The following is a 23,957-nucleotide window of genomic DNA, read 5'->3' as shown; positions in this document are numbered from 1 at the left end:
ATCATCATTCATCATTCAACTTTATCAAACATGAGTAACTTTCAACGAATCCCTGATTCAAACGACGAAAAGGACAAGCAACTCTGGGAAATTGCAGAAAAACGTGCATCGTTCAAGCAACATCTGATCACGTATTTATTGGTCAATGCATTCTTCTGGATCTTGTGGTCCATCAATGGAGCAAAACATTACGGTGGTGGTGTTCCCTGGCCGGTGTGGCCAATGCTGGGCTGGGGTATTGGCATAGCATCGCATTATTTTGGTGCTTACGTTTATCCCAAAAGCAATAGTGTAGAACGGGAATATGAAAAACTGAAAAAGAACCAATAAAATTTTATCATCAATACAATTATACATCATGAAACAAGTACTTCTTGCCGTTCTTTTCGCTCATCTTTTTACAGCTGCTATTGCACAGAGTGAACGTTATACAGGCGCTATGCAAAAAAATATGCAGGCTATGGCCGATGCAAAAACACCGGATGCTATGCTGGATGTTGTCAACGCTTTTGAACGTATCGGCAATGCAGAAAAAAATCAATGGCTTCCGTTTTATTATGCAGCTGTTGCGCAGGTATGGCATGCATTTATGTTACAGGATACAAAACAGTTTGATCCGTTAGCAGATAAAGCAACAGCCTTTCTTGCAAAAGCGGAAGAGTTGGAAAAAAATAATTCTGAGATCGCACTGGTAAAATCAATGATCGCTACTGTGAAAATGAGTGCCGATCCCATGAGCAGGTACATGCAGTACGGCGCTATTATTGCTGAAAATATTGCATTATCAAAAAAACTGGATCCAACAAATCCACGTCCCTACATGTGGGAAGCGCAAGGGATCAGCAGAACACCTGAACAATTTGGTGGTGGATGTGCGAATGCAAAACCGGTATTTGAAGAAGGCGCAAAGCGTTTTGCAACATTCAAACCGGCATCTGCCATTCATCCGAATTGGGGCAAAGAACAAAACGAGCAGGCATACAATGCGTGTAAATAATGTGTATTAGTCCCGGAGTAAACACTTCGGGACTCCCTTATTTTTGACGTTTAAACATTCAAACATGGAACAACAGGAATTATCCACCCGTGACAGTTTGCAGTTGATCGAAAGCATGATTAACAAAGCGCAAAACCGTTTTAGCGAAAACGGTCATTTGTATTTATTATGGGGCTGGGTAGTTCTTGTGTGCAGTATTACCAGTTTTATTGCCATTTATTTTTATGGCAATGGGAAAAGCCTCATGTATGTGTGGATGCTCACCATTCCAACAGTGATCTATCAAATGATCTATCTTGCCCGTGTAAAGAAAAACACAAATGTTCGAACGTATACAGATGAGATCAACAGTTATGTTTGGCTGGTATTTGTAATTATGGGTTTTCTTGTTGGAATTATTGTTGGCAGAAGCGGACAACCCCAATTATTTAATCCGTTGGTTTTAATGCTCTATGGTATGCCCACATTTTTATCGGGAGTTATTTTAAAATTCAAACCGTTGCGTATCGGTGCAATTTGTTGCTGGGTATTGGCACTGGTATCTGTGTTGATTCCTTACCAATTTTCATTTTTGTTGCTGGCGCTTGCTGTTATCACCACATGGATTGTTCCCGGTTATCTCTTACGTTCACGTTTTAAAACTCAACACTGATGCAGGAAAAGCAATTGACGGAGCAGGAAAGTTTGCTGATCATTCAACAAATGATCAGCCGGGCAAAAAACGATTTTGTGGACACAGGCATTGGTCCCATTTTATGGGGTGCTGTTATAACTGTGTGCAGTTTGGTACAAGTAGGTATTATTCATTTTGGTTGGAGTTTGCCATTTGATATTTGGTTATTGGCATTATTGGCGATTGTTCCGCAAATATTTATATCGATCAGAGAACGGAACGAGCGGAAAGCAAAAGGTTGGGATCATGATATGATGGGTTATGTGTGGCTTTGTTTTGGCATAGGAATTTTTGTTGTAAATATTCTCAACAATATTGCTGCGAATGATCTGAATCCATTGTTACGTGATTACGGCGTTTTGTCCGGCAAAACAGATATTCCGAATTTCTGGACTTACGGCTCGGGATACCTCATGTTTGTATACGGTTATCCAACCATTGTAACAGGCGCTACCCGTAAATTTAAATTGATGGTGTTTGGTGGGATTTTTTGTTGGGTCGCAGCCATTATCAGTGCATTCACTATCGCAAAATTTGATTTTCTGCTCATGGCAGCTTCTGCTTCATTTGCCTGGTTAATTCCAGGAATTGTGTTGCGTAACAAATACCTGCAAAGCAGAAAGGAACAACATGTTTAAAGAACTGGATCCCATATTACATTCGCAGTTACGCCTGGCCGTAATGAGTCTGCTCATTGGTGTAAAGGAAGCTGAGTTTACCTTTATCCGTGAAAAAACAGGTTCAACAGCAGGCAACCTCAGTGTGCAGATCAGCAAACTCAAAGAAGCAGGTTATGTAGATGTGATCAAACAGTTTAAAGATAACTATCCACAAACCATTTGTAAGATCACCCCGCAGGGTATTACAGCTTTTGAAGCGTATGTGAAAGCCTTGCAAACTTATCTTCCCAAATAAGTTTCCCTTTGCTGCAAACCTTATCTTTACTTCGGTGTTATTGAAGCAGCAACGATTATGGAAACGATCATTCAGGTTACCCATCTCAGTAAAGTTTTTAAAGAAGTAACAGCCGTCAGCGATCTCTCGTTTACAGTAAGGAAAGGCGATGTGTATGGTTTTTTAGGGCAGAATGGCGCCGGAAAATCTACCACTATCCGCATGTTGCTTACACTTATTACTCCAACCGAAGGAGAGATCGAAGTTTTTGGATATAACCTGAACAAACACCGAAAAGAAATTTTAAGTAACACCGGTGCTGTTATTGAGCGTCCTGATCTCTACAAATATTTAACTGCATTTGAAACGCTGCAATTGTTTGCAAAAATGAGCAGTGTAAAACGCAGCAGGCAACAGTTGATGGATCAACTGGAACTGGTTGGTCTTGCACAACGGGCGCATAGTAAAGTGCGCACCTTTTCGCAAGGAATGAAACAGCGGTTAGGCATTGCCGTTGCACTGGTACACGATCCCCAATTGATCATTTTGGATGAGCCAACAAATGGACTAGATCCGCAAGGGATCGCTGATATCCGTAACCTGATACTTTTGTTGAGTGAAAAAATGCAGAAGACGGTATTGGTGTCTTCTCATTTGCTGAGTGAAATAGAACAGATTGCCAATCGCATGCTCATCATTGACAAAGGAAAAAAATTAGTGGAAGGAACAGTGAAGGAATTATTTCACCCCGATGATACGGTGGTGTATGTAGAAACGGGTGATAAAAATGCCTGTGAACAATTGATCAAAACAAGTCCGTACGTTAATAAATTTTTAGGAACAGATGCGTCCGGTATTGAGTTGAAGTTGTGTAAAGAAGAAGTACCTGCATTAACACGTTTTCTGGTAGAAAGAGGGGTGGAAGTGTTGGGTGTAACTGCACGACATACGTTGGAAGATTATTTTTTAAAGATCACAACAGCCAATCAACATGTGGAGCCTTTTAAAAATTGAGTTGTTCAAAGTGTTCAAGCGACCACGAACTTATATCGCATTTATTGCGGTGTTAGCGATCGTGGTATTAATACAGGTTGCCATTTATGCAGATGGTGCCAAGTATATGGACTTTGTGTTAAAAGATGTGAAAGATAATTTTGATGTTATTGGAAATCCGCTCAACGGTTATTTTGTTTGCTTTGTTATTTTACAAACGTTGTTGATACACGTGCCGTTACTTGTTGCATTGGTAAGTGCGGATATGATTGCAGGCGAAGCTAACATGGGTACCTTACGATTACTCATTACCAAACCGGTAAGCCGCACCAAATTATTGTTGAGTAAGTTTTTTGCCTCGGCCATCTATGCTGTTATTCTGCTCATCTGGATCGCAATACTTGGTCTGTTTGTTTCGATGCTCATATTTGGTACAGATGGATTGATGAATGCAAAAAGCTATGAGATCATTATCCTGAATGGAGATGATATTTTCTGGCGGTATTTACTTGCATTTGGCTTTGCGGCAATAGCACTCATCACAGTTTCTGCAGTCGGATTTTTCTTCTCCATTTTTGCAGAAAACTCGCTTGGCCCCATTGTTGCCACCATGAGTGTAATCATTGTATTCACCATTCTTACAACATTGGATATTCCGTTGTTTCAAAGTGTAAAAGATTTTTTCTTTACCTCGCATATGATCGCATGGAAAGGATTTTTTGAAATGAAGCTGAATGCAGATGGAGAATCGATCCCGGGCACCATTCGCAATTTACCGGCGGTGCTGCGTAGCGCAGGAGTGTTGTTGCTGCACATTGTTTTACTGGTAGGTGCATCGATCTTTATCTTTAAAAGGAAAGATGTGTTGAGTTAGATATATAGTTTTTAAAGTGAAAATGTAATGGCTAAAGTTGCAATAAATATGAATCAGAAATTCACTTGGGTGTTGTTGTGTTGTAAGATCGTTCTTACTTCATGTCTCTTATTTCATGCCTCATCAGCAACGGCACAACCGGCCGAAGAATTACTGAAGAAAGTAAAAGCAAAAATGGATAGGGTGAATGATTATATCGCCACCGGAAAAATGAAAACCGATGTGGTGTTCATTAAAGCGCCCATTGCCAATATCAAATCGTACTTTAAAAAACCAAACCGTTTTGCTATTAAACGGGATGGTGGAATTTCATTATTACCAAAAGGCGGAGTAAGTGTAAATGTAAGTTCGCTGTTGCTTACGGAAGACTATACAGCGATCGATGCCGGTCAAACAACCATTGCAGGAATTCCTTTACGCATCATTAAATTACTTCCGTTGAGTGAAAGCAGTGATGTAGTATTAACTACGATGTATATCGACGAAAAGAATTTCCTGATACGTAAGGCAAGTACTACTACAAAAGATAACGGTACGTACGATATGGAAATGCAGTTTGGGAAATATGCAGAATGGGGTTTGCCCGACAAAGTGATCTTTTCCTTCAACACCAAAGACTATAAACTTCCAAAAGGAATTACATTAGAATACGATGATGGAACAAAAAAACCTGAGCTGCCAAAAAATAAAAAGGGCAGAGTAGAGATCAGCTATAGCTCGTACGTCATCAACAAAGGTGTTACCGATGCGATGTTGAAATAAGCTGCAGCTGCTTACCGGTTACTTTGTTCTTCTTCAATTTTTTCGTCCACCACTCTTGCAAACATCGATGCACTAATTTTCCGCAATGGATTACTTCTTGCATCGGCATAGCCTTTTCTGCTACGGAAAATATCAATGGCTGTAAATAATGCTGCACGGAACGATGATTCATCAGCCTTGCCTTTTCCGGCAATATCAAATGCAGTTCCATGATCGGGACTTGTGCGGATGCCATCCAGACCTGCTGTATAATTTACACCTTCACCAATAGCCAGTGATTTGAACGGGATCAAACCCTGATCGTGGTACATTGCCAGCACCGCATCAAATTTTTCATACTGCCCTCTTGCAAAAAATGCATCAGAACTGTAAGGTCCAAAACAAAACACATCATTCTGTTTTGCTTCTTTGATGGCCGGTTTAATAATTTCTTCTTCTTCTTTGCCGATCAATCCTTCATCACCTGCATGTGGATTTAATCCCAGCACCGCAATTTTTGGCTTATCAATTCCAAAATCTTTTTTGAGCGATTGATTCACCAATTTCAATTTGCTAACAATGCTCTCACGTGTAATGTGTTGTGCCACTTCTGCAACAGGTACATGTTCTGTAACCAATGCCACACGAATATTATCAGCTACCATAAACATCACCACATCCTTTGCTTCAAATGCTGCCTTCAGGTAAGGCGTATGGCCCGTGTATGGAAATTCTTCCGATTGAACATTTTTTTTGTGAATAGGTGCTGTTACCAACGCATCGATCTGCTTTTCTCTCAACGCTTTTACCGCTTCGTTTAGCGATTTAATGGCATAAGTGCCGCCAATATCGGTCAGTTGCCCTGGTTGTATACTCACTTCCTCTTCCCAGCAACTATACACATTCACCGTTTTTGGACTCAGACGCTGGAAATCCCTTATTGCCTGATAAGAGAAATTTCCATCAGTCACCGACTTTTTATAAAAATTGATCGCTTTGTTTGAGGCGAATACAACGGGTGTGCATATTTCAGACAGCCGGGTATCGCTTAGTGTTTTGATTATCAATTCAAGACCAATGCCATTCAGGTCGCCACAGCTGAAGCCGATCACCGGTTTTTGTTCAGAAGTCATCATGGTTCAATGTTATTCCTACAAATGTAAAGGATTGCTTCCGTTCGCAAGTATCAGCTAAACGGATGGGAATCAATCAATTTTCACGAAGTGAAAATTACGGTTCGTAGAAATGTGCAGAATTTACGGTAAAAACGAAGGGAAAAAAGGTGGATTGATAAGTGGAAATTCATTGACAAATCTTAGGTTTTCGGATGCAGAGACTCTAATTTGTGCTAAAATCGTAATCCCCATGAAAACAATGATTATTGTGGCAGCGCTTGCGCTGTCGTTCAACTCAGTACAGGCCCACGATGGTCTGGTTTCCAAGCAACCATTTGCAATTGAAAAAGCAACTGCCGCAGCTCCGCAGGGTTTCGGTTATTTCCGCATTCACCGTCAGGCGGCCGATGTGGCACTGAACTGGGCTATTGAAGATCCGTCATCAGTAGTTTGTTTCAGCGTTGAACGTTCGTTCGACGGCGTAATGTTTTTTGAAATTGATGAGGTAGGCTGCACAGCAGGAAACCCAACTTACAAGTACAGAGATACGGGCGCATTTCCCGGCTCCCTTTACTACCGTGTTGTGGCCCGTATGGCTGATGGCACTACCGTTAATTCTCCTGTAGAGATGATTCGTATTGTTAGCAAAAGAGGTTAACTTTTTTGAAAGGCTGTACAGGTTACAGTGTACAGCCTTTCTTCCCTAATTTAAATCCGTTACTATGAAACAACTTTTACTCAGTCTGTTTCTTTTCGTTGCACTAACTGACCAAACACTCACTGCTCAAATTACAACGCATCAAATCAAAGCAAGGTTTGGTGTTGAGGCCGATTTGAGAGCCAACTACTATCTTAACGGAGCTGGAACTTCTGGTTTTATCACCATTGGTAGCGATGACTGGTTTAAGAATGATGCTTATAGTGGGCTGGGGGTTGGTGATTTTATTATCGACACAACTGGTGCTGCAAGTATTCTGGCATTGTATAATTCGCAACCTGCTACAAGAAACTATCCCTTCTTCCGGAATATGCGTTACCCTCAGTTTCATGTATTGAATGGGATGTTGCTGATTGATGCCATTTTTATTCGGGACCATCACGGTGATGATTCAACCATATTTGCATCGGGCAGTAATAAAAACGGAATGAATCCAAATACCTGGACAACTCCTGTTTCGCAAAGCATACCCGATAAGAACGAAATTCTTGATATGTTCATGCACGTAAGAAGGGATGGTGATGGTACTGAAACAAACGATTCGCTTTGGTTATTCGGTGGTGTGTCAATTGAAAACACAACAGGTAACCGTTATTTCGATTTCGAAATGTATCAAACAGATATTTATTACGATAGACCCAACCTCAATTTTAAAGGATATGGACCCGATGCAGGACATACTTCCTGGACATTTGATGGAGCCGGAAATATTGTAAATGCCGGCGATATTATATTAACAGCGGAGTATAGCAGTTCTAATCTTAGTATGGTTGAAGCAAGAATATGGGTTCATAAAGATGCATTGCTGATGACACCAACTGCTTTCAGTTGGGCAGGTTCATTTGATGGTGCAAGTGCAAGTGCAACTTATGGCTATGCAGGTATTATACCGAAAACGGCGGGCGCATTTTATAACGGATTGCAAAGTATCAACAATACATGGGCAGGTCCGTTTAAACTTGTATTAGGCAACCAAAACGTAGTAGATAATTATGTTGCCCGGCAGTTCATGGAATTCTCCGTAAACCTCAGTAAGCTTGGTCTTGATCCGTTGGTAAGGGATGGTGATGTGTGTGGATTGCCATTCAGAAGAATATTGGTAAAATCAAGAGCATCCACCTCATTTACCGCAGAGCTGAAAGATTTTGTGGGGCCATTCAGTTTCTTTCGTGCGCCGATGGCACAATTAGATACTGATTTCCCGATGTTGTGCCCTGGCGGTGCCGCTGATATATGGGTAACCAATGCCATTCCAACATCCGTTTACAATTGGACAACAACGAATGGAAGTATCGTTGGCCCTACAGTTGGTGGTCGTATAAATGTAGATCAGCCAGGTACTTATATTGTTTCGCAACAACTCATGGATAGCTGTGGTATTGCTTATGCAATGGATACTATTACACTTACAATGCTCAACTTTTGTGAAGTATTAAGTGGTAAGCCGCATAGCTTTAATGCACGGTTAAAAGGCAAAACGGCGTGGATCAACTGGAACAGTGAAAGCGAGGGAGGTGTTGCCTATTTTCAAATTGAAAGAAGCACCAATGGTGTAAATTATACAAGTGTGGGTTCACGAATTTCGCCACGTAGCAACGGTGCTTATCTTGAGCCCGATGACATCAGCACGCTCCGTTCAACAGAAGTATTTTATAGATTGAAATATGTTGGAACGGGTGGAATGGTACATTATACAAATTCAGTGCGTCTTTACCTGCGGCAAAACAACAGTTATGCCTTAGTGGTGGCTCCTAACCCTGTAAACGATCAATTTAAAATTACGTTTACAGCCGACCGGAACGAAACTGCTGAGATACGGATCACAAACAGTACCGGATCAGTAGTGTACCAAACATTCCAACTGGTGAACCCGGGAGTGAATACGTGGACAGTTCGTGAAGCGGCTAATTGGAGTCCCGGTCAATACAATGTTCAGTTTAAAACCGGTGATGAAACATTCCAAAAACGAATAATTGTATCGCATTAAAATTTCTAAAAAGCCCTCCGCAAATTCGGGGGGCTTTTTTCTGCTACTTTTGCAGCGTGGAGTATACGTTAAAGAAATCATTAGGTCAGCATTTTCTGAAAGATGAGACCATTTGTCAACGCATTGTTGATGCCGTAATGCAGGAGGAACCCAAACGATTAGTAGAAGTGGGTCCCGGTGCGGGAGCTATTACAAAATATTTTCTCAAACAACCAACTCTTGATTTTAAAGCAGTGGAACTTGATCTTGAAAAGATCGGTTACCTCGAACAAACATATCCGGCGATCAAAGGGAAGTTGTTACACGAAAGTTTTTTGGATACAGCCATGCCATTCACCGATCGTTTTGTGGTGGTCGGTAATTTTCCATACAACATCTCGTCACAAATTTTGTTTAAGGTGTTGGATTGGAAAGAACACGTGGATTGTGTAGTAGGTATGTTTCAGAAAGAAGTGGCCCAGCGTATTGCATCTAAACCCGGCAATAAATCGTATGGTATACTGAGTGTTTTGGTACAGGCTTATTTTGATGTGGAATATTTGTTTGATGTAGAACCGGCAGCATTTAATCCGCCACCGAATGTAAATAGTGGAGTTATCAAATTAAAGCCGGTAGCTGTTATACCCGAAATGAAAAGTGAACAGAAGTTTAAGTTATTGGTAAAAACAGCCTTCAATCAACGACGGAAAATGTTGCGGAATGGAGTGAGGGGAATGTTTGATGCAGAATTTTTAAAAGACGAGTTATTTAATAAACGGGCCGAACAATTATCAGTAGAAGATTTTGCAAAACTTACATTCAGAATGCAATAAGCAGTACGGATTTTGTATACAGCATCATCTTCTTCAACAATCAACAGCAGAAAATCAACAGTGAAAGTAATTATTACAGCCAGTTGTCATGAATACCTGCAGCAGAAACTGCAGGAGGGTGGATATGAAGTGATTTATACTCCTGCGATCACGTACGACGAATTGAAAGCAGTGATCCATGATGCAGCAGGCTTGGTTGTGTCAACACGTGTAAAAGTTGATCGTGGATTGTTGGAAGAAGCCAAGGAGTTGCGCTGGATCGGACGCCTGGGCAGCGGATTGGAACTGATCGATGTGCCATTTGCTGAAAGCAGAGATATTAAAGTATTCAGCAGCCCCGAAGGCAATTGCGATGCAGTGGGTGAACATGCATTGGCGCTGTTGCTCAACCTGATGAATAAGATCAACAGCAGTTACAACGAAGTAAAGCAACTCAAATGGCTGCGTGATGAAAATCGTGGGGTAGAACTCAATGGAAAAACAGTTGGAATCATTGGCTTTGGACATACCGGCCGGGCGTTTGCAAAAAAACTCCGTGGCTTTGATGTAACCATTTTGGCGCATGATAAATACCAATATGAATTTGGGGGCGAACAGGTAAAAGAAGCATCGCTTGAACAAGTGTTGCGGTATAGTGATGTGATCAGTATGCATTTACCGCTTACCAATGAAACCTATCATTATGCAGATACTTCGTTTTTTGAAGCAGCGCTGCAACGTCCGTTCTTTTTAAATACGTCCCGTGGTAAAGTGCATGGCAAAGCGGCCATCATCGATGCCTTACAAAGAGGATTGATCGCAGGAGCAGGATTGGATGTATTGGAAAATGAAAAGCTCACTACATATACAGAAATGGAGCAACAGCAATTCAACTGGCTGGCTTCGCAACCGAATGTAATATTAACACCACATATTGCCGGCTATACACACGAAGCATTTTTTAAAATGAGTAAAGTGCTGGCCGATAAGCTGGGGCTGCAATGATCAGTTGCTAACGGTAACGGGTACTTCAATTTTAAGTTTGTCCCAGCCAACGATGATCTTTCCTTTTTCAATAAAATACTGTAAACGTTCCAGCGGGTTTGATAATGTTATCGGTTTCACTTTAAAACGGATGATGTCATCTTTCGCATCATAATCATCAGTCAAATGCTGCTCATGATTTTTGTTGAGAATAAAGGTCCATTCGTTTTTCGACGGAATCGTGAAAATGGCATAGGTGCCGGCCGGAATGGTTTTGTTGCCGATACGAAATGCTTTATCAATTTGAATATTGGTAGCTGCATGAGCACCGGTAACCCATACTTCATCCAGCGGCACCACACCTCCCCAGATAATGCGGCCCCGCACACCCGGTGAGTAATAGTTGATACGTACATTGGCTGAACCGATTTTTCCAACAGCAGCTGATCGGATACTTTTTTTAGTGGTATCTTTTTTTGCGTTGGGGTTATAGTTGATACCGGCCGGCTTTTTATCCTGTGCTGATACTGTAATGCATGAAGAAATGAATAGAACCACGACAAGCAGATATTTCATGTACACGAGTTTGGTCAAAAATAGGCGATTCATTCATTGCAACAGTGAATAAAAGCAAATGGTTTCTCTTTGCTGAAAACACCGTTTTCATTTAACTTGGTTCCATGAATCAATCAAATGATCCGCTGCACGGCAAAACATTGGAAATGATCGTCACAAAACTGGTAGATCATTTTGGCTGGGAAGAGCTGGGGCAGTTGATCCGCATCAATTGTTTTACCAGTAATCCAAGTATCAAATCAAGTTTAACCTTTCTGCGCAAAACGCCATGGGCCAGGAAGAAAGTAGAGGAATTGTATTTGTCGATCATATAAAAGCGATCCGCATCCTTTTTAAAAATGGCGATTGCATCGAAATGCCCACAAATTAATTTTCATCAGCATTATCTCATCCGGCGCTTAATATAATCGATACAGTCTGTGGTCATACGGGCGGTTTTTTTACGTAAATAAACAAAGGCTGTTGGTTTCAAAAAAAAGGCTATTTTTGTTATTCAATAAAACATGCAACGCTTCAGCACAACTGAGGCGTTGTTATTTTTTTTGTATAACCGTAAACTCAAGGAGGATTTATGAGTGTCAATTATGTAACCAAAGAAACACTGGAGCGATTACAGGCCGAACTTCAGCATATGCGTGGAGTGGAACGTCCTGCTGCATCAAGAGCCATCGCCGAAGCAAGAGAAAAAGGTGATTTGAAAGAAAATGCAGAATACGATGCGGCCAAAGAAGCGCAGGGAATGCTGGAAGCAAAGATCAACCAATTGGAAAATGTGCTGGCCAACGCCCGTGTGTTGGATGAAACAACGATTGATACAAGCCGTGTTGCCATATTAACCAAAGTAACCATTACCAACCTGGCTACAAAAAAGAAGCTTACGTACCAGATCGTAAGTGAACAGGAAGCTGATCTGAAAGCCGGAAAAATTTCTGTTTCTTCTCCTATTGGAAAAGGATTGCTGGGAAAAGAAATTGGCGATGTGGCTGAAGTACAGGTGCCGGCAGGTGTTGTAAAATTTAAGATCGAAGATATTACGGTGTAAAGCTGCTGCGGGCTTTGAGCTTTGCGTGTTAATTTGAAAGCTTTGTAATGTGAGTATGTAAGTTGTTGTTAGCGAGTGGCAAGAAGCGAAGGGCGGATTTTGTACTAACTTTAATTTCATGAAAAAGGGAGCATTATTACAACGTGTCTTCTTTTATCTTCGTTCAAAATTGTTTGGCGGCATGAGTATTTTTTCAAAGATCATTGCGGGCGAAATACCATCTTACAAGATCGCAGAGAGCGATCGTTTTTTTGCATTTCTTGATATATTTCCTTTAGCTGAAGGTCATACGCTCGTTGTTCCCAAAAAGGAAACTGATAAAATTTTTGATGTAGATGATGCAGATCTGGCGGAGTTGTTGTTGTTTGCAAAACCAATTGCCAAAGCTATTGAAGCATCATTTCCATGCGATCGGGTGGGCATTGCTGCCATTGGGTTGGAAGTGCCGCATGCACATTTGCATCTTGTACCCATCAACAGTGCCGATGATCTGAATTTTACACGTGCAAAATTGAAATTAACCGAAGAGCAGATGAAAGCTGCTCAACAAAAAATACTGGACCATTTAAACCAACAGCAAGCATGAGTCAGCTCCACGATCAATACGGTTATAAACGGAAACGTGCCAAAAAAAGCCCACGACCTCAATTGATCACCATTCTCTGTGTGTTGTTATTTGCATGGGGCTTGTGGGAAATTGTGTATTCATTTACCGGCAACACTGCATTAAATAAAAGCGGGGTTGATACATTATATCCTGCAGTAAATGCGTTGATGATGGTGTTTTCGTTTGTTGCATTAAGTGGCACATGGAGCATGGAAAAATGGGGGCCGATCAGTTTTGTTATTGTAGTTACATTGAAATTATTGGTAGATCTGTTGTTTGGGCATTTCAACTGGATGTATGCATTGGGTTATATCCCGGCAGTGATCTTTTTACTATCGCTCAAAAAGATGCGGGTTACTGATTGATGGTTCCTGTTTAATAAACTGAAAAAATCTAACTTGTCAGCCAGATACCTGTTCCTGCTTTTTGTTTCCGTTATATGCTTTTCTTTGAGCAGTTTGTCTCAATCGTATTTATTGAGATCAAAACGAAATGTTGAAAAACAATTCAAAAAATATACTGCCGTTAATAAGGTCAGATCGTTTGTATATGCTACCGATTCTACGTTGCGTCTTTCGCTTCAGGATACTGCTTTCAATAAAATGGACCTTACCTGCTACTTTGATACAAGAGGAAAGTGTTATAAACAAACAAGAACAACAGATTGTGATGCTTGTTTCGAAAAGTATTTTTCAGAAATAAGAAATACGAAAATGTACAAATGGAAGAAGTTAAACGACTCTCTTTATTTGTCGAATACATTTTGGCAAACCGCTCTCATGGTTGATCCGTCTATCCCTTTTGCATTCACGCTGATTCATAAATATTATGAGAGGAAAAAACATGCATTATTGTATCAGCAAGCGAAGTAATAATGTGGCAAGGTCTATTTTTTTATTCTACCCGGATTTTGTTTCAAAAAATCATCCCAGCCTTTTAGTTTACCAGTAGATTTTAATACGGTGCCGGATGTTTGAAAATGATGGCACAAAGCAACAGACAATGCGTCGGTTGCATCAAAGTATTTTGGTTTGGCTTTGAACTGCAGATAGTGTTGCAGCATTTTCCAAACCTGTTCTTTGTCGGCATTGCCATTCCCGGTAACAGCCTGTTTTACTTTTTTGGGTGAGTATTCTGTAACCGATAAACCCGCACTCATAGCAGTTGCAATAGCAACACCTTGCGCTCTTCCGAGTTTGAGCATACTCTGTACATTTTTTCCAAAAAAGGGGGCTTCAATTGCAAAATCGGTTGGGTGATGGGTTTCAATTACTTCTTTTACTTTTTCATGAATGAGTTGCAGACGGATGTACACATCTTTATGTTTGGTCAACTTCAATACATCCATCTCGATCAAATGCAATTGATTTTGTTTAATACCGATGAGTCCGTAACCCATGATCACAGTTCCCGGATCGATCCCCAGAATGATTTTCGAAAAACTTTGCAAGGAGCAGGTTATTTTTGAACAAAATAAACTGAATCTGAGCAGGAATCTCAAAATCTTTATCAATTACTTTCTGGGGCCCGTACTTTTTGTGTGGATTAGCATCTCCTTATACAACCAAGTGAAGCTTCAACCCGACTTACCTCTTGCATGGCAGCAAATGAAAAATGCGTTTACCGGCAGCGATAGCTGGAAACTATGGCTGGCCATTGCACTGATGCCTGTAAACTGGGGTTTGGAAACATATAAATGGTATTTTCTTGTCAACAGGTTTGTGCCATTATCGTTTCAAAAAGCATTTGAGTCGGTGTTAAGTGGATTGTCGTTAGCGGTAAATACGCCCAATCGCATTGGAGAGTATGGAGGGCGGGTACTTTATTTGCCGGCGAATTTCCGGATGCAGGGAATAGCGTTAACCCTCGTGAGCAGTGTGGGTCAATTGCTGGTAACATTGATCTGTGGATGGATCGCATTGCAATTGCTGCAGCCGCAGTTATATAAGGTGCAACTGGGAGGAACACATTTTTCAGGAGTTTTGTTACGGGTGTTTGGTTTTTCGGTCTTGTTTTTTACAGCCATCACTGCTTTGTTCTTTTTCAGAATGCAATTGTTGGCGAGAATGTTGCAATGGATCCCGTGGCTAAAAGAAAAGTTATCATTTACCAGCGTGTTGCAAGGCTTATCGAACAAGACGTATCTTGCGATCCTGTTTTATTCGTTTTTACGATTCTTGGTTTTTGCATTACAGTACTTATTAATATGGCAGGCGCTGCAGGTTGAACTGCCTTTGTGGGAAGGATTCTGGAGCATTGCATTGATCTTTTTAGTAATGGCTATAGTACCGGGGTTTGCCATTGCAGATGTGGGAATAAGGGGTGCGGTGGCATTGAGTATTGTAAGTGTGTTCAGTGCAAACAGTGTGGCTATCCTTGCAGGTACAGCAGGCATTTGGCTACTCAACCTCGTACTACCGGCATTGATTGGGAGTTTGTTGTTGTTGACGATTAAATTATTTAAAGAACGATGAAGATCATTACGGCCTTCTTAACCTTGTTGCTTGTATCATTTACACCTGCTTCTACACAAACGGGTGATGAATTCTGTGGTGGTATCCGCAACTCAGCATGGCAAACCGGTGAATCGATCAAATACAATGTGTATTATACGCTTGCCGGAGTTTATGTAAATGGCGGTGAAGCGAATTTTAATATTAACCTTGAACGATATAATGGAAAACCGGTGTACCATATTATCGGTGATGGAAAAACAAATTCGTTCTTTGATGGTTTGTTTAAAGTAAGGGATAAGTACGAGAGTTTTATTGACACAAATACATTGCAACCCTACAAGTTCATCCGGAATATTTTAGAAGGTGATTTTAAAAAATTTGAAACAGTTACATTTAACCAGGGAGCTAATACTGCAACCTCGCAGGGTGGTACGTTTAAAACACCGGAATGTGTACAGGATGTATTGAGTGCAATTTATTATTCACGGAATATTGATTTTAATAAATACAAACCGAACGACCGTATTCCCTTCAATATGTTTATTGATGATAAGACCTATGGTTTATATATACGTTACCTCGGAAAGGAAACCATCAAAACAAAATACGGACGTTTCAACGCCATCAAGTTTAAACCATTGTTGATAGAAGGAACAATTTTTAAAGGAGGCGAAAAAATGACGGTATGGGTTACTGATGATGCCAACCGTATTCCTGTTCGAATTGAAAGCCCTATATCAGTTGGCAGTGTAAAAGTAGATATGATGGGCTATCGCAATACACGTCATAAAATGACGGCATTGATCAGTACACGATAATGAGTGGTTAGTTGTGAGTCTTCAGCGTGAGTCGAAGGACGGCATAGTCAATCGAGCGTAGTCGAGAGTGACAGCTTTAAATTACAACTCATCCAACCGAAACGCATCTTTCATCCGCACACCTTTTTCTGTTTGTTGTAAGCTGCAACATTCAATGTGCGGATCATGCTCGAAGAATAAGATGTAATCATTCTCCGCAGCTTCGGCTAAGAATTCTTTCTTTTCATTTAATGTTTGCAAAGGTCTTGTATCATACGCCATTACATAGGGAATAGGTAAATGTGCAGCCGAGGGTAACAGATCTGCCATGTACACAATTGTTTTTCCTTTGTATTGGATCTGCGGCAACATCATACTTTCTGTATGTCCGCTCACATAACGGATATCAATACCTGCAGCAAATGATGAAGAAGGTAGCTGATGAAACTTTTTTTCACCCGGTACCACAAACTTTAATTGTCCGCTTTCTTCAATTGGTAAAATATTTTCTTTTAAGAACGAAGCTTTCTCTCTGTCGTTGGGTTTAGTGGCCCATTCCCAGTGTTGTTCATTACTCCAGAATGTTGCATTCTTAAATGCAGGAACAAATTTATCGCCATCACGTACAATACTTCCACCACAATGATCAAAATGCAAATGCGTTAAAAACACATCGGTAATATCATCTTTTCCAAAACCATATTTTGCTAACGATTTTTCCAATGTATTATCGCCATGTAAGTGATAATGACCAAGAAATTTTTCATCCTGTTTATCACCAATGCCATTATCGATCAAGATCAAACGATTTCCATCTTCAATCAGCAAACAACGCATGGCCCAACTGCACAAATTATTTTCATCGGCCGGGTTTAGTTTATTCCACATTACTTTAGGTACTACACCAAACATAGCACCTCCATCTAACTTGAAATTTCCTGTATTGATCGTATAAAGGTTCATGACTGTTTTATTTGTTCCTTCTTTTGTGTGCGAAGTGTATGCCAAAGAAACACCAGGCCAATTGCAAAGAAGCCCATCAAGGCGAGTACAGAATTACGCTGTGAGCCATTGAACAACTCTGTGATAAGGCCAAAGCTAAACATCCCGATCACGATAGCGATCTTTTCTGTTACATCATAGAAGCTAAAAAAGGAAGTGGTGTCTTTTGTTTTGGGCATAAGCTTTGAATAAGTTGAACGGCTCAACGATTGAATACCGCCCATTACAAACCCAACGGCAACAGCCAATCCGTAAAATTCATAAATGCCACCCTTTGGAATCAGGTACCCAACATAACACAGCACGATCCATAGTGCAACAACAATCATAAGCGTTTGAATATTGCCGATCATACTGCTGATCTTGGAAATAGTGAAAGCGCCGGCAATGGCAACCAATTGTATCAACAGGATGGCGATGATGAGATTGTTAACAGGGATCCCCAGTTCGCTCTTTCCGTATAAGGTTGCTGCCAGCATAACAGTCTGAACACCCATATTGTAAAAGAAGAAGGAGGTAAGGTAACGTTTCAATACAGGCATTTGCATTACCTGGTGCCATACTTTCTTTAATTCAAAAAAACCATTTGCCAGAACATTGTGTTTGCTCTTTCGTTCTGTTTTTGGAGTAATGGGTAAGATGGCTAATGGGATCAACGAAAATAAAAACCACCAGATACCTACCAGTAAAAATGAAGAACGCAACGCTTCACCGGTTGTAAAACCAAACCATTCTTTATTAAACAATATAACAAAACAAACAAGTTGCAAAATAACACTGCCAATATAACCCATGCTGAAACCCTTTGCGCTGATGCGGTCTCTGTCTTCTTCTGCGGCAATTTCAGGTAAGTAAGAATTGTAAAAAACAAGGCTTCCCCAAAAACCAATACAGGCAAGAATGATCATGCCAATACCGAGATTAAGATTCTCTCCTCTAAAGAAAAACAACATGCTGCAGGAAATACTCCCAAGAATAGCGAAGAACCGCATGAAATGTTTTTTGTTTCCTTTAAAATCTGCAATGGATGATAAAATGGGCGAAAGAATGGCTACGATCAAAAATGCAATGCCCAATGCATAATTATACAAGGCTGTGTTTACAAAGTCCCGTCCCAGGAAACGAACCACGCCTGTGCCCGAATCGCCCCTGGTTACTTCTTCGTAATAAGCCGGAAACATGGTTGATGTAATAACAAGATTGTAAACACTGTTGGCCCAATCATACATGGTCCATGCATTTACAATTTTCTTTGGAGCTGTTTGCATACAGTTGGTTTATGTGGAACTGGTGATCTGCTGCTATGAAAATAAGATAATAAAACGAATTCCCTATTTGAGATAACCCGTGAAGATAAGAATGAGCAAAATGATGCCTGCAATAATTCTGTACCAGCCAAACAAACGAAAGCCGTGCTTTTGTAAAAAGCCTATAAAAAATTTGATGGCGAGCATGGCAACCACAAAGGCAACTACGTTCCCGATAATAAATGCCTGTGTGTTTTGGGCAGATGAAAGAATCAATTCATATCCTTTTTGCTCAATGCCGTTTTCTGTCCAGTCTTTCAAAAACAAGGAGTAGCCTGTTGCAGCGGCCATGGTTGGTACTGCAAGAAAAAAAGAAAACTCAGCTGCTAATGGGCGAGTAAGTTTTTGCTGCATACCACCAATAATACTGGCGGCACTGCGGCTAACACCGGGAATCATGGCCACACATTGCCACAAACCGATGATGAATGCTTTGCCAAACGAAATATCTTTTTCTTCGTGGATGGTGTGTTGCTTGAACACGTTGTCAATAAACAACAACACAACACCACCAACCAACAACGTAATTGAAACAGTAAGCGGACTCTCCAGTAATTCATCGATCTGGTCGCTGAATAAAAAACCCAGCAGCAACGCAGGTACTACAGCTACCAGCAACTTTGCATAAAATTCCCAGCGTTTGAAATCAACAAATTTTTTCCAGTATAACACCACTACGCTGAGGATAGCACCGAGCTGTATGGCAACGGTAAACAGTTTGGTAAAATTATCGGCCGGCACTTCCATCAGCCGTTCAGCAAGGATCATGTGCCCGGTAGATGAAACAGGAAGATATTCAGTTAAGCCTTCTACAATGGCGATGATGATTGATTCAAATGTAGTCAAGAATGCAAATTTGAAAATGGGTTAATTTGAAAATTTGAAAATAAAAAAACCGATTTGAGTATTTGAATTGTTCATTTTCAAATTTTCAAATCGGTTCATTTTCAAATTATGTCTTTTAGTCTTTTGGCTTTTTCATGATGGCGTAGATCTCAATGATCAATCCGGCAATGATCAGAATCGGTGCCAAAGTAATTCTGCGGAAACTGTACACCTCCTCTTTATTGAACACATTTGGATCGGCGCTCTTTCCACCGATCATCAGCAATAAGCCAACAATAATAGCGGCTGCGCCGATCATCATCCATTTGTAGTTCTCTTTTGTAAAAATCGTTGCTGTTTTTTTCTGACTCATAGTCTCAGTTTGAGGGGTGCAATATAAGGATTTTGGAATAGTTCATGGTCGATGGTTCATAGTTCATAGCCGGGCCATTTTTCCATGAACCATTAACTATGAACTATCAACTGTTAATACAACTCGTCGAGTTTCATCCGCAAATACTTCATCACACTTCGGTGGGTGCTGTACAGCGAAATGCCCACGCCAATCAGAATAATGGAACCAAAGAGAATGAGGTAAATTTTCGGATCACGAAGCGCCTTCATATCAGGAATATAGCTTTCGGCCCAGGTGATCACCGCCCAAATAGCAGCAATAGCAATACCTGAACTGATCAGTCCGTTGATGATCGCCCGTACGTTCATCGGCCGGGCAATAAACCCTCGGGTAGCACCCACCATCTGCATGGTTTTGATCAAAAACCGGTTGCTGAACATGGCCAATCGAATAGTGGTATCGATCGACACGATCACGATCGCACTCAATAAAATGGCGACGATCAGCAACACAAGTCCCACTTTCTGCGCCCGTTCATTTAATGTATTCACTAAGTCTTTGGGGTATTGCACTTCACTGATCACGCCGGGGAATTTCGTCAGCAGATCTGCCGTAATAATATCCAGACTGTCTTTCTGCACATAGTCTGCCTTGGCATAAAAATCCACACTTTCCGGTAATGGGTTTTCGTCAAGAATATTTTCCCAGCTTTCGTTGCCATCCTTGTTGTAAATTTCTTTGGCCATTTCTTTGTTGATGTAGGCCGATGATTTTACATAAGGTTGAGCTGCCACGTATGTGGTTAAACTGTCGATCGATTTTTTGTTGGTAGTGCTCAGCCATGCATGAAACTGGATATTTTCACGCAACGTGTTACCCACTTTCTGGAAGTTTAAAAAGATCCATCCAAGTACACCGAGAATGAAGAGCACCAATGCCACACCTATAATACTATACAGGTAAGATGGCTTCGAGCGTTTCATAGAAGCTTTGCTTTGTTCTTGCGCCATGCAGTGTTGATTTTGTAAGTTCGTAAAGCTTAAGAATCCTGCCCTACACAGGATGTGGGCAAATTTAGCAGATTTAGCCCTGCAATCCTTAATTTTGTTGCCCACTTAACGGTTGATATCTGCCATTATTTTACGGGTTGTGCAGAAAGAAGGAAGAATACAGTTTTTTAAGTCTTCTTTCACAGCTCTGTTCATCGCCTGTTGTGTCACTCACTTGTACGTTCTGTTTTTCAAATGAACAGAGAGTAGCACAAAGGTCACAGAGAACAAACACACAAAGCACACGAAGCCCGTGATCTTTGTGATTCACTTTGTGTTCTTTGTGGAACCAAAAATGAAGAAAGATGCATTGCAGATGCAGTGTGCGACGCAACAACAGATAAATAGAATTAATAATAGTCGACAACAAAATAAAACCAACCGAAACGGTACATGGAATATAAGTTCAGAGAAATTGAGAAGAAATGGCAACAGCAATGGATCAATACAAATGCCTACAAGGTTTCGAATGTAAGTGACAAGCCAAAGTTTTATGTGTTAGACATGTTTCCGTATCCGAGTGGTGCAGGATTGCACGTGGGTCATCCGCTCGGTTATATTGCCAGCGATATTTATTCCCGTTTCAAACGCCTGAAAGGATTTAATGTATTGCACCCGATGGGCTACGATGCATTTGGTTTGCCGGCTGAGCAATATGCCATTGAACATGGGGTACACCCCGCCGTTAGTACCGATCAGAATATTAATAATTTCCGCCGACAGTTAGATAATATTGGTTTCTGTTACGATTGGGACCGTGAGGTACGCACTTGTGATCCCGGTTATTACAAATGGACACAGTGGATCTTCTTACAACTCTTTAATAGTTTTTACAACCGTACAACAAACAAAGCTGAAAAGATCGATGTGCTGATCGCTTCGTTTGAAACAGAAGGTAATGCCAGCCACCCAATTCCTAATTCCCAATTCCCGATTACTTCGTTTACTGCAGAAGAGTGGAAGTCATTTGCTGAAAAAACGCAGCAGGACATCCTCATGCAATATCGCCTTGCCTATTGCGGTTATGGCGAAGTAAACTGGTGCGAAGCATTGGGTACTGTGTTAGCGAACGATGAAGTAGTGAATGGTGTAAGTGAACGTGGCGGACATCCGGTAGTGAAAAAGAAATTACGTCAGTGGTATTTGCGTATAACTGAATATGCTGATCGTTTACTCGAAGGGTTAGAGCGCATTGAATTCAGCGAAAGCATGAAAGAAATGCAAACCAACTGGATCGGAAAATCAAGCGGTGCTGAAATTGATTTTGCAATAAAAGGTCACGAACAACAACTCAGAGTTTATACAACGAGACCCGATACCATCTTCGGTGTTGACTTTATGGTGATTGCTCCAGAGTTGGAATTAGTTGATCAAATAAAATCAGCTGAGCAAACAACTGCCGTTGATGAATACATTGCTTATGTAAAAAGCAGAAGTGAGCGTGAACGGCAAGCGGAAAAAAAGATCAGTGGTGTGTTTACTGGCGCATATGCAGTGAATCCGTTTGATGGAAGAGAAATTCCGATCTGGATATCAGAATATGTATTAGCAGGGTATGGTACAGGTGCTATCATGGCGGTGCCATGCGGCGATGAACGTGATTTCAAATTTGCAAAGCATTTTAATATTCCCATCACTAACATTATTGGTAAACATTTTAATGGTGAAGATGCCAATGCAACAAAAGATGCAACGCTTGAAAACAGTGGTTTCTTAAATGGCACAGGCATGCGTGAAGCTGCTGAAATTGTAATTGGTAAGCTGGAGGAATTGGGAATTGGTACTCGCAAGGTAAATTACAGAATGCGTGATGCAGCGTTTAGTCGTCAGCGTTATTGGGGCGAACCGTTCCCGATTCAATGGAAAGAAGGAACAGCTTATGCGTTAAGCGAAACTGAATTGCCATTGCTGTTACCGGAAGTAGATAGTTATTCTCCCGGTCCTGAAGGTGAAGGTCCGTTGGCAAATATTCCTGAATGGGTGGCGAAAGAATTAGAAACAAACACGATGCCCGGCTATGCAGGTTCATCCTGGTATTTCTTACGTTATATGGATCCGCATAATGATAAAGCATTTTGTGATCGCAGTGTAAGTGATTACTGGAACCAGGTCGATATTTATATTGGTGGAACAGAGCATGCAGTTGGACATTTATTGTACAGCCGTATGTGGACGAAAGCCTTATATGATCTTGGACATATCGGCTACGATGAACCTTTTAAGAAATTGGTGAATCAAGGGATGATACAAGGTTCTTCCCGGTTTGTTTATCGCATTAACGGAACAAACACGTTTGTTTCAAAAGGTTTGTTGAAAGGTGATGAAGAATACGATGGTAAGAAATTAGATAAGCTTCATGTGGATGTAAACTTTGTTGATGGATATGAACTGGATATGGAAACATTCAGGAAATGGCGCAACAATGAACATGCAGGTGCAGAATTTATTTTAGAAGATGGTAAATACATCTGCGGCAGTGAAGTGGAGAAGATGAGTAAGAGCAAATTCAACACCGTCAACCCTGATGATCTTGTATCCAAATACGGTGCAGATACGTTCCGGATGTATGAAATGTTCCTTGGTCCGGTTGAGATCAGCAAACCCTGGGACACGAAGGGTATTGAAGGTGTACATCGCTTCATTAAAAAACTCTGGCGTTTGTTTTATGATGAAGTGAAAGGCCAGGTTTGGAATAACGATAAAGCAACTGATGCTGAACTGAAAGTATTACACAAGACCATTAAGAAAATTGAAGACGATACCGAACGTTTCAGTTTCAATACCGGTGTAAGTACGTTCATGATCGCTGTAAATGAACTCAGCGATCTCAAATGTCACAAGAAAGAAATCCTGGAGCAGTTGCTTATTCTTTTAACACCGTATGCACCGCATGTGAGTGAAGAGTTGTGGAGTGCATTGGGCAACAGTGGTTCTATTCTTGATGCTGCGTTTCCGAAATTTGAAGCGAAGTATGTAACTGAATCAACCAAAGATTACCCGGTTGCCATTAACGGTAAAACAAGAACCGAGTTAACATTGGATCTCAGCATTACACAAGCAGAAGTAGAACAGATCGTGTTGAACAACGAAGTGGTCTTGAAATGGCTCGATGGCAAACAACCAAAGAAGATCATTTATGTAAAGAACAAAATGATCAACGTAGTTATATAAGTT

General features: G+C 40.9%; 27 protein-coding genes. 19 read left to right on the top strand and 8 right to left on the bottom strand.

Features of this window, described 5'->3' with window-relative positions:
- Window positions 1-30 precede the first annotated feature (30 nt).
- The 8 genes from WG989_RS02055 (at window position 31) to WG989_RS02020 (ending at window position 5,193) form a co-directional block, all read left to right on the top strand.
- Window positions 31-330 carry a 2TM domain-containing protein gene (locus WG989_RS02055; RefSeq protein ID WP_340426980.1) on the top strand — a complete coding sequence of 100 codons (300 nt, stop codon included), beginning with the start codon at window positions 31-33 and terminating at the stop codon, window positions 328-330.
- A 28-nt stretch (window positions 331-358) separates the two neighbouring features.
- Complete coding sequence (locus WG989_RS02050; RefSeq protein ID WP_340426979.1) at window positions 359-997, top strand: hypothetical protein; 639 nt, start codon at window positions 359-361, stop codon at window positions 995-997.
- A gap of 64 nt (window positions 998-1,061) precedes the next feature.
- The gene (locus tag WG989_RS02045) at window positions 1,062-1,649 is read left to right on the top strand and encodes a hypothetical protein (protein ID WP_340426978.1); all 588 of its coding nucleotides are present in this window, start codon (window positions 1,062-1,064) and stop codon (window positions 1,647-1,649) included.
- The gene (locus WG989_RS02040; RefSeq protein WP_340426977.1) at window positions 1,649-2,308 is read left to right on the top strand and encodes a hypothetical protein; all 660 of its coding nucleotides are present in this window, start codon (window positions 1,649-1,651) and stop codon (window positions 2,306-2,308) included. The genes WG989_RS02045 and WG989_RS02040 overlap by 1 nt, the downstream gene beginning before the upstream one ends.
- Window positions 2,301-2,585 carry a winged helix-turn-helix domain-containing protein gene (locus tag WG989_RS02035; protein ID WP_340426976.1) on the top strand — a complete coding sequence of 95 codons (285 nt, stop codon included), beginning with the start codon at window positions 2,301-2,303 and terminating at the stop codon, window positions 2,583-2,585. The genes WG989_RS02040 and WG989_RS02035 overlap by 8 nt, the downstream gene beginning before the upstream one ends.
- 57 nt (window positions 2,586-2,642) lie before the next feature.
- Window positions 2,643-3,578: an ABC transporter ATP-binding protein gene (locus WG989_RS02030; protein ID WP_340426974.1), complete on the top strand. Its 936-nt coding sequence runs from the start codon at window positions 2,643-2,645 to the stop codon at window positions 3,576-3,578.
- The gene (locus WG989_RS02025) at window positions 3,556-4,431 is read left to right on the top strand and encodes an ABC transporter permease (protein WP_340426972.1); all 876 of its coding nucleotides are present in this window, start codon (window positions 3,556-3,558) and stop codon (window positions 4,429-4,431) included. The genes WG989_RS02030 and WG989_RS02025 overlap by 23 nt, the downstream gene beginning before the upstream one ends.
- A gap of 48 nt (window positions 4,432-4,479) precedes the next feature.
- Complete coding sequence (locus WG989_RS02020; RefSeq protein ID WP_340426971.1) at window positions 4,480-5,193, top strand: LolA family protein; 714 nt, start codon at window positions 4,480-4,482, stop codon at window positions 5,191-5,193.
- Between the two features lie 11 nt (window positions 5,194-5,204).
- Here the strand turns inward: WG989_RS02020 and pdxA are convergent, their stop codons facing one another.
- On the bottom strand, window positions 5,205-6,308 hold the full coding sequence (gene pdxA / locus WG989_RS02015) for a 4-hydroxythreonine-4-phosphate dehydrogenase PdxA (RefSeq protein WP_340426969.1): 1,104 nt from the start codon (window positions 6,306-6,308) through the stop codon (window positions 5,205-5,207).
- A 229-nt stretch (window positions 6,309-6,537) separates the two neighbouring features.
- Between pdxA and WG989_RS02010 the strand changes: the two genes are divergently transcribed.
- The 4 genes from WG989_RS02010 to WG989_RS01995 all read left to right on the top strand — a co-directional run bounded on the left by WG989_RS02010 (window position 6,538) and on the right by WG989_RS01995 (window position 10,788).
- Window positions 6,538-6,945 (top strand): hypothetical protein, encoded by a 408-nt coding sequence (locus WG989_RS02010; RefSeq protein ID WP_340426967.1) that lies wholly within the window; start codon window positions 6,538-6,540, stop codon window positions 6,943-6,945.
- A 64-nt stretch (window positions 6,946-7,009) separates the two neighbouring features.
- Entirely contained in the window at window positions 7,010-8,992 is a 1,983-nt protein-coding gene (locus WG989_RS02005; protein WP_340426966.1) for a T9SS type A sorting domain-containing protein, read from the top strand.
- A gap of 56 nt (window positions 8,993-9,048) precedes the next feature.
- Window positions 9,049-9,804 carry a 16S rRNA (adenine(1518)-N(6)/adenine(1519)-N(6))-dimethyltransferase RsmA gene (gene rsmA / locus WG989_RS02000; protein ID WP_340426965.1) on the top strand — a complete coding sequence of 252 codons (756 nt, stop codon included), beginning with the start codon at window positions 9,049-9,051 and terminating at the stop codon, window positions 9,802-9,804.
- Window positions 9,805-9,816: 12 nt separating this feature from the next.
- The gene (locus WG989_RS01995; RefSeq protein WP_340426964.1) at window positions 9,817-10,788 is read left to right on the top strand and encodes an NAD(P)-dependent oxidoreductase; all 972 of its coding nucleotides are present in this window, start codon (window positions 9,817-9,819) and stop codon (window positions 10,786-10,788) included.
- Here the strand turns inward: WG989_RS01995 and WG989_RS01990 are convergent, their stop codons facing one another.
- Complete coding sequence (locus WG989_RS01990; RefSeq protein WP_340426963.1) at window positions 10,789-11,343, bottom strand: DUF2911 domain-containing protein; 555 nt, start codon at window positions 11,341-11,343, stop codon at window positions 10,789-10,791. It lies immediately after the preceding gene.
- A 104-nt stretch (window positions 11,344-11,447) separates the two neighbouring features.
- On the opposite strand from WG989_RS01990, the gene WG989_RS01985 reads away from it, so the two are divergent.
- The 4 genes from WG989_RS01985 to WG989_RS01970 all read left to right on the top strand — a co-directional run bounded on the left by WG989_RS01985 (window position 11,448) and on the right by WG989_RS01970 (window position 13,357).
- Window positions 11,448-11,657, top strand: coding sequence for a VF530 family protein (locus WG989_RS01985; RefSeq protein ID WP_340426962.1), 210 nt, complete (start codon window positions 11,448-11,450; stop codon window positions 11,655-11,657).
- Window positions 11,658-11,914: 257 nt separating this feature from the next.
- The gene (gene greA / locus WG989_RS01980) at window positions 11,915-12,385 is read left to right on the top strand and encodes a transcription elongation factor GreA (RefSeq protein WP_340426960.1); all 471 of its coding nucleotides are present in this window, start codon (window positions 11,915-11,917) and stop codon (window positions 12,383-12,385) included.
- 118 nt (window positions 12,386-12,503) lie between these two features.
- Complete coding sequence (locus WG989_RS01975) at window positions 12,504-12,971, top strand: HIT family protein (RefSeq protein ID WP_340426959.1); 468 nt, start codon at window positions 12,504-12,506, stop codon at window positions 12,969-12,971.
- Window positions 12,968-13,357, top strand: a complete 390-nt coding sequence (locus WG989_RS01970) for a hypothetical protein (RefSeq protein WP_340426957.1) — start codon at window positions 12,968-12,970, stop codon at window positions 13,355-13,357. Before WG989_RS01975 ends, WG989_RS01970 begins: the two co-directional genes overlap by 4 nt.
- 521 nt (window positions 13,358-13,878) lie before the next feature.
- On the opposite strand, the gene ruvC is transcribed toward WG989_RS01970, so the two are convergent.
- On the bottom strand, window positions 13,879-14,442 hold the full coding sequence (ruvC, locus tag WG989_RS01965; RefSeq protein ID WP_340426955.1) for a crossover junction endodeoxyribonuclease RuvC: 564 nt from the start codon (window positions 14,440-14,442) through the stop codon (window positions 13,879-13,881).
- Window positions 14,443-14,560: 118 nt separating this feature from the next.
- Between ruvC and WG989_RS01960 the strand changes: the two genes are divergently transcribed.
- Window positions 14,561-15,466, top strand: a complete 906-nt coding sequence (locus tag WG989_RS01960; RefSeq protein WP_340426954.1) for a lysylphosphatidylglycerol synthase domain-containing protein — start codon at window positions 14,561-14,563, stop codon at window positions 15,464-15,466.
- Entirely contained in the window at window positions 15,463-16,266 is an 804-nt protein-coding gene (locus tag WG989_RS01955) for a DUF3108 domain-containing protein (RefSeq protein WP_340426952.1), read from the top strand. Before WG989_RS01960 ends, WG989_RS01955 begins: the two co-directional genes overlap by 4 nt.
- Window positions 16,267-16,347: 81 nt before the next feature.
- Here WG989_RS01955 and WG989_RS01950 read toward each other — a convergent pair whose 3' ends face one another.
- From WG989_RS01950 to WG989_RS01930, 5 genes are all read right to left on the bottom strand, one after another.
- Window positions 16,348-17,208 (bottom strand): MBL fold metallo-hydrolase, encoded by an 861-nt coding sequence (locus tag WG989_RS01950; protein WP_340426950.1) that lies wholly within the window; start codon window positions 17,206-17,208, stop codon window positions 16,348-16,350.
- On the bottom strand, window positions 17,205-18,515 hold the full coding sequence (locus tag WG989_RS01945) for an MFS transporter (protein ID WP_340426948.1): 1,311 nt from the start codon (window positions 18,513-18,515) through the stop codon (window positions 17,205-17,207). The genes WG989_RS01950 and WG989_RS01945 overlap by 4 nt, the downstream gene beginning before the upstream one ends.
- A 63-nt stretch (window positions 18,516-18,578) precedes the next feature.
- Entirely contained in the window at window positions 18,579-19,400 is an 822-nt protein-coding gene (locus tag WG989_RS01940) for an undecaprenyl-diphosphate phosphatase (protein ID WP_340426947.1), read from the bottom strand.
- A 115-nt stretch (window positions 19,401-19,515) separates the two neighbouring features.
- Window positions 19,516-19,752, bottom strand: coding sequence for a DUF3098 domain-containing protein (locus WG989_RS01935; protein ID WP_340426946.1), 237 nt, complete (start codon window positions 19,750-19,752; stop codon window positions 19,516-19,518).
- A 113-nt stretch (window positions 19,753-19,865) separates the two neighbouring features.
- Complete coding sequence (locus WG989_RS01930; RefSeq protein WP_340426945.1) at window positions 19,866-20,717, bottom strand: cell division protein FtsX; 852 nt, start codon at window positions 20,715-20,717, stop codon at window positions 19,866-19,868.
- A 459-nt stretch (window positions 20,718-21,176) separates the two neighbouring features.
- Here WG989_RS01930 and leuS point away from each other — a divergent pair, with 459 nt between their 5' ends.
- On the top strand, window positions 21,177-23,954 hold the full coding sequence (gene leuS, locus WG989_RS01925; protein ID WP_340426943.1) for a leucine--tRNA ligase: 2,778 nt from the start codon (window positions 21,177-21,179) through the stop codon (window positions 23,952-23,954).
- The last annotated feature ends 3 nt before the right edge of the window (window positions 23,955-23,957 follow it).

The organism is Lacibacter sp. H407, assembly GCF_037892605.1.
Classification (GTDB): Bacteria; Bacteroidota; Bacteroidia; order Chitinophagales; family Chitinophagaceae; genus Lacibacter.
This window is presented reverse-complemented; position numbering and strand designations above follow the sequence as displayed.

Bases quoted from the DNA above. Each gene is read 5' to 3' on its own strand.
- WG989_RS02055 (WP_340426980.1), top strand. From the start codon at position 31: ATGAGTAACTTTCAACGAATCCCTGATTCAAACGACGAAAAGGACAAG.
- WG989_RS02005 (WP_340426966.1), top strand. From the start codon at position 7,010: ATGAAACAACTTTTACTCAGTCTGTTTCTTTTCGTTGCACTAACTGAC.
- WG989_RS01935 (WP_340426946.1), bottom strand. From the start codon at position 19,752: ATGAGTCAGAAAAAAACAGCAACGATTTTTACAAAAGAGAACTACAAA.
- WG989_RS02010 (WP_340426967.1), top strand. From the start codon at position 6,538: ATGAAAACAATGATTATTGTGGCAGCGCTTGCGCTGTCGTTCAACTCA.
- WG989_RS01970 (WP_340426957.1), top strand. From the start codon at position 12,968: ATGAGTCAGCTCCACGATCAATACGGTTATAAACGGAAACGTGCCAAA.
- WG989_RS02050 (WP_340426979.1), top strand. From the start codon at position 359: ATGAAACAAGTACTTCTTGCCGTTCTTTTCGCTCATCTTTTTACAGCT.
- WG989_RS01985 (WP_340426962.1), top strand. From the start codon at position 11,448: ATGAATCAATCAAATGATCCGCTGCACGGCAAAACATTGGAAATGATC.
- WG989_RS02030 (WP_340426974.1), top strand. From the start codon at position 2,643: ATGGAAACGATCATTCAGGTTACCCATCTCAGTAAAGTTTTTAAAGAA.
- WG989_RS02040 (WP_340426977.1), top strand. From the start codon at position 1,649: ATGCAGGAAAAGCAATTGACGGAGCAGGAAAGTTTGCTGATCATTCAA.
- WG989_RS02035 (WP_340426976.1), top strand. From the start codon at position 2,301: ATGTTTAAAGAACTGGATCCCATATTACATTCGCAGTTACGCCTGGCC.
- greA (WP_340426960.1), top strand. From the start codon at position 11,915: ATGAGTGTCAATTATGTAACCAAAGAAACACTGGAGCGATTACAGGCC.
- WG989_RS01955 (WP_340426952.1), top strand. From the start codon at position 15,463: ATGAAGATCATTACGGCCTTCTTAACCTTGTTGCTTGTATCATTTACA.
- WG989_RS01975 (WP_340426959.1), top strand. From the start codon at position 12,504: ATGAAAAAGGGAGCATTATTACAACGTGTCTTCTTTTATCTTCGTTCA.
- pdxA (WP_340426969.1), bottom strand. From the start codon at position 6,308: ATGATGACTTCTGAACAAAAACCGGTGATCGGCTTCAGCTGTGGCGAC.
- WG989_RS02025 (WP_340426972.1), top strand. From the start codon at position 3,556: ATGTGGAGCCTTTTAAAAATTGAGTTGTTCAAAGTGTTCAAGCGACCA.
- WG989_RS01990 (WP_340426963.1), bottom strand. From the start codon at position 11,343: ATGAAATATCTGCTTGTCGTGGTTCTATTCATTTCTTCATGCATTACA.
- WG989_RS01930 (WP_340426945.1), bottom strand. From the start codon at position 20,717: ATGAAACGCTCGAAGCCATCTTACCTGTATAGTATTATAGGTGTGGCA.
- WG989_RS02020 (WP_340426971.1), top strand. From the start codon at position 4,480: ATGAATCAGAAATTCACTTGGGTGTTGTTGTGTTGTAAGATCGTTCTT.
- leuS (WP_340426943.1), top strand. From the start codon at position 21,177: ATGGAATATAAGTTCAGAGAAATTGAGAAGAAATGGCAACAGCAATGG.
- WG989_RS02045 (WP_340426978.1), top strand. From the start codon at position 1,062: ATGGAACAACAGGAATTATCCACCCGTGACAGTTTGCAGTTGATCGAA.
- WG989_RS01945 (WP_340426948.1), bottom strand. From the start codon at position 18,515: ATGCAAACAGCTCCAAAGAAAATTGTAAATGCATGGACCATGTATGAT.
- WG989_RS01950 (WP_340426950.1), bottom strand. From the start codon at position 17,208: ATGAACCTTTATACGATCAATACAGGAAATTTCAAGTTAGATGGAGGT.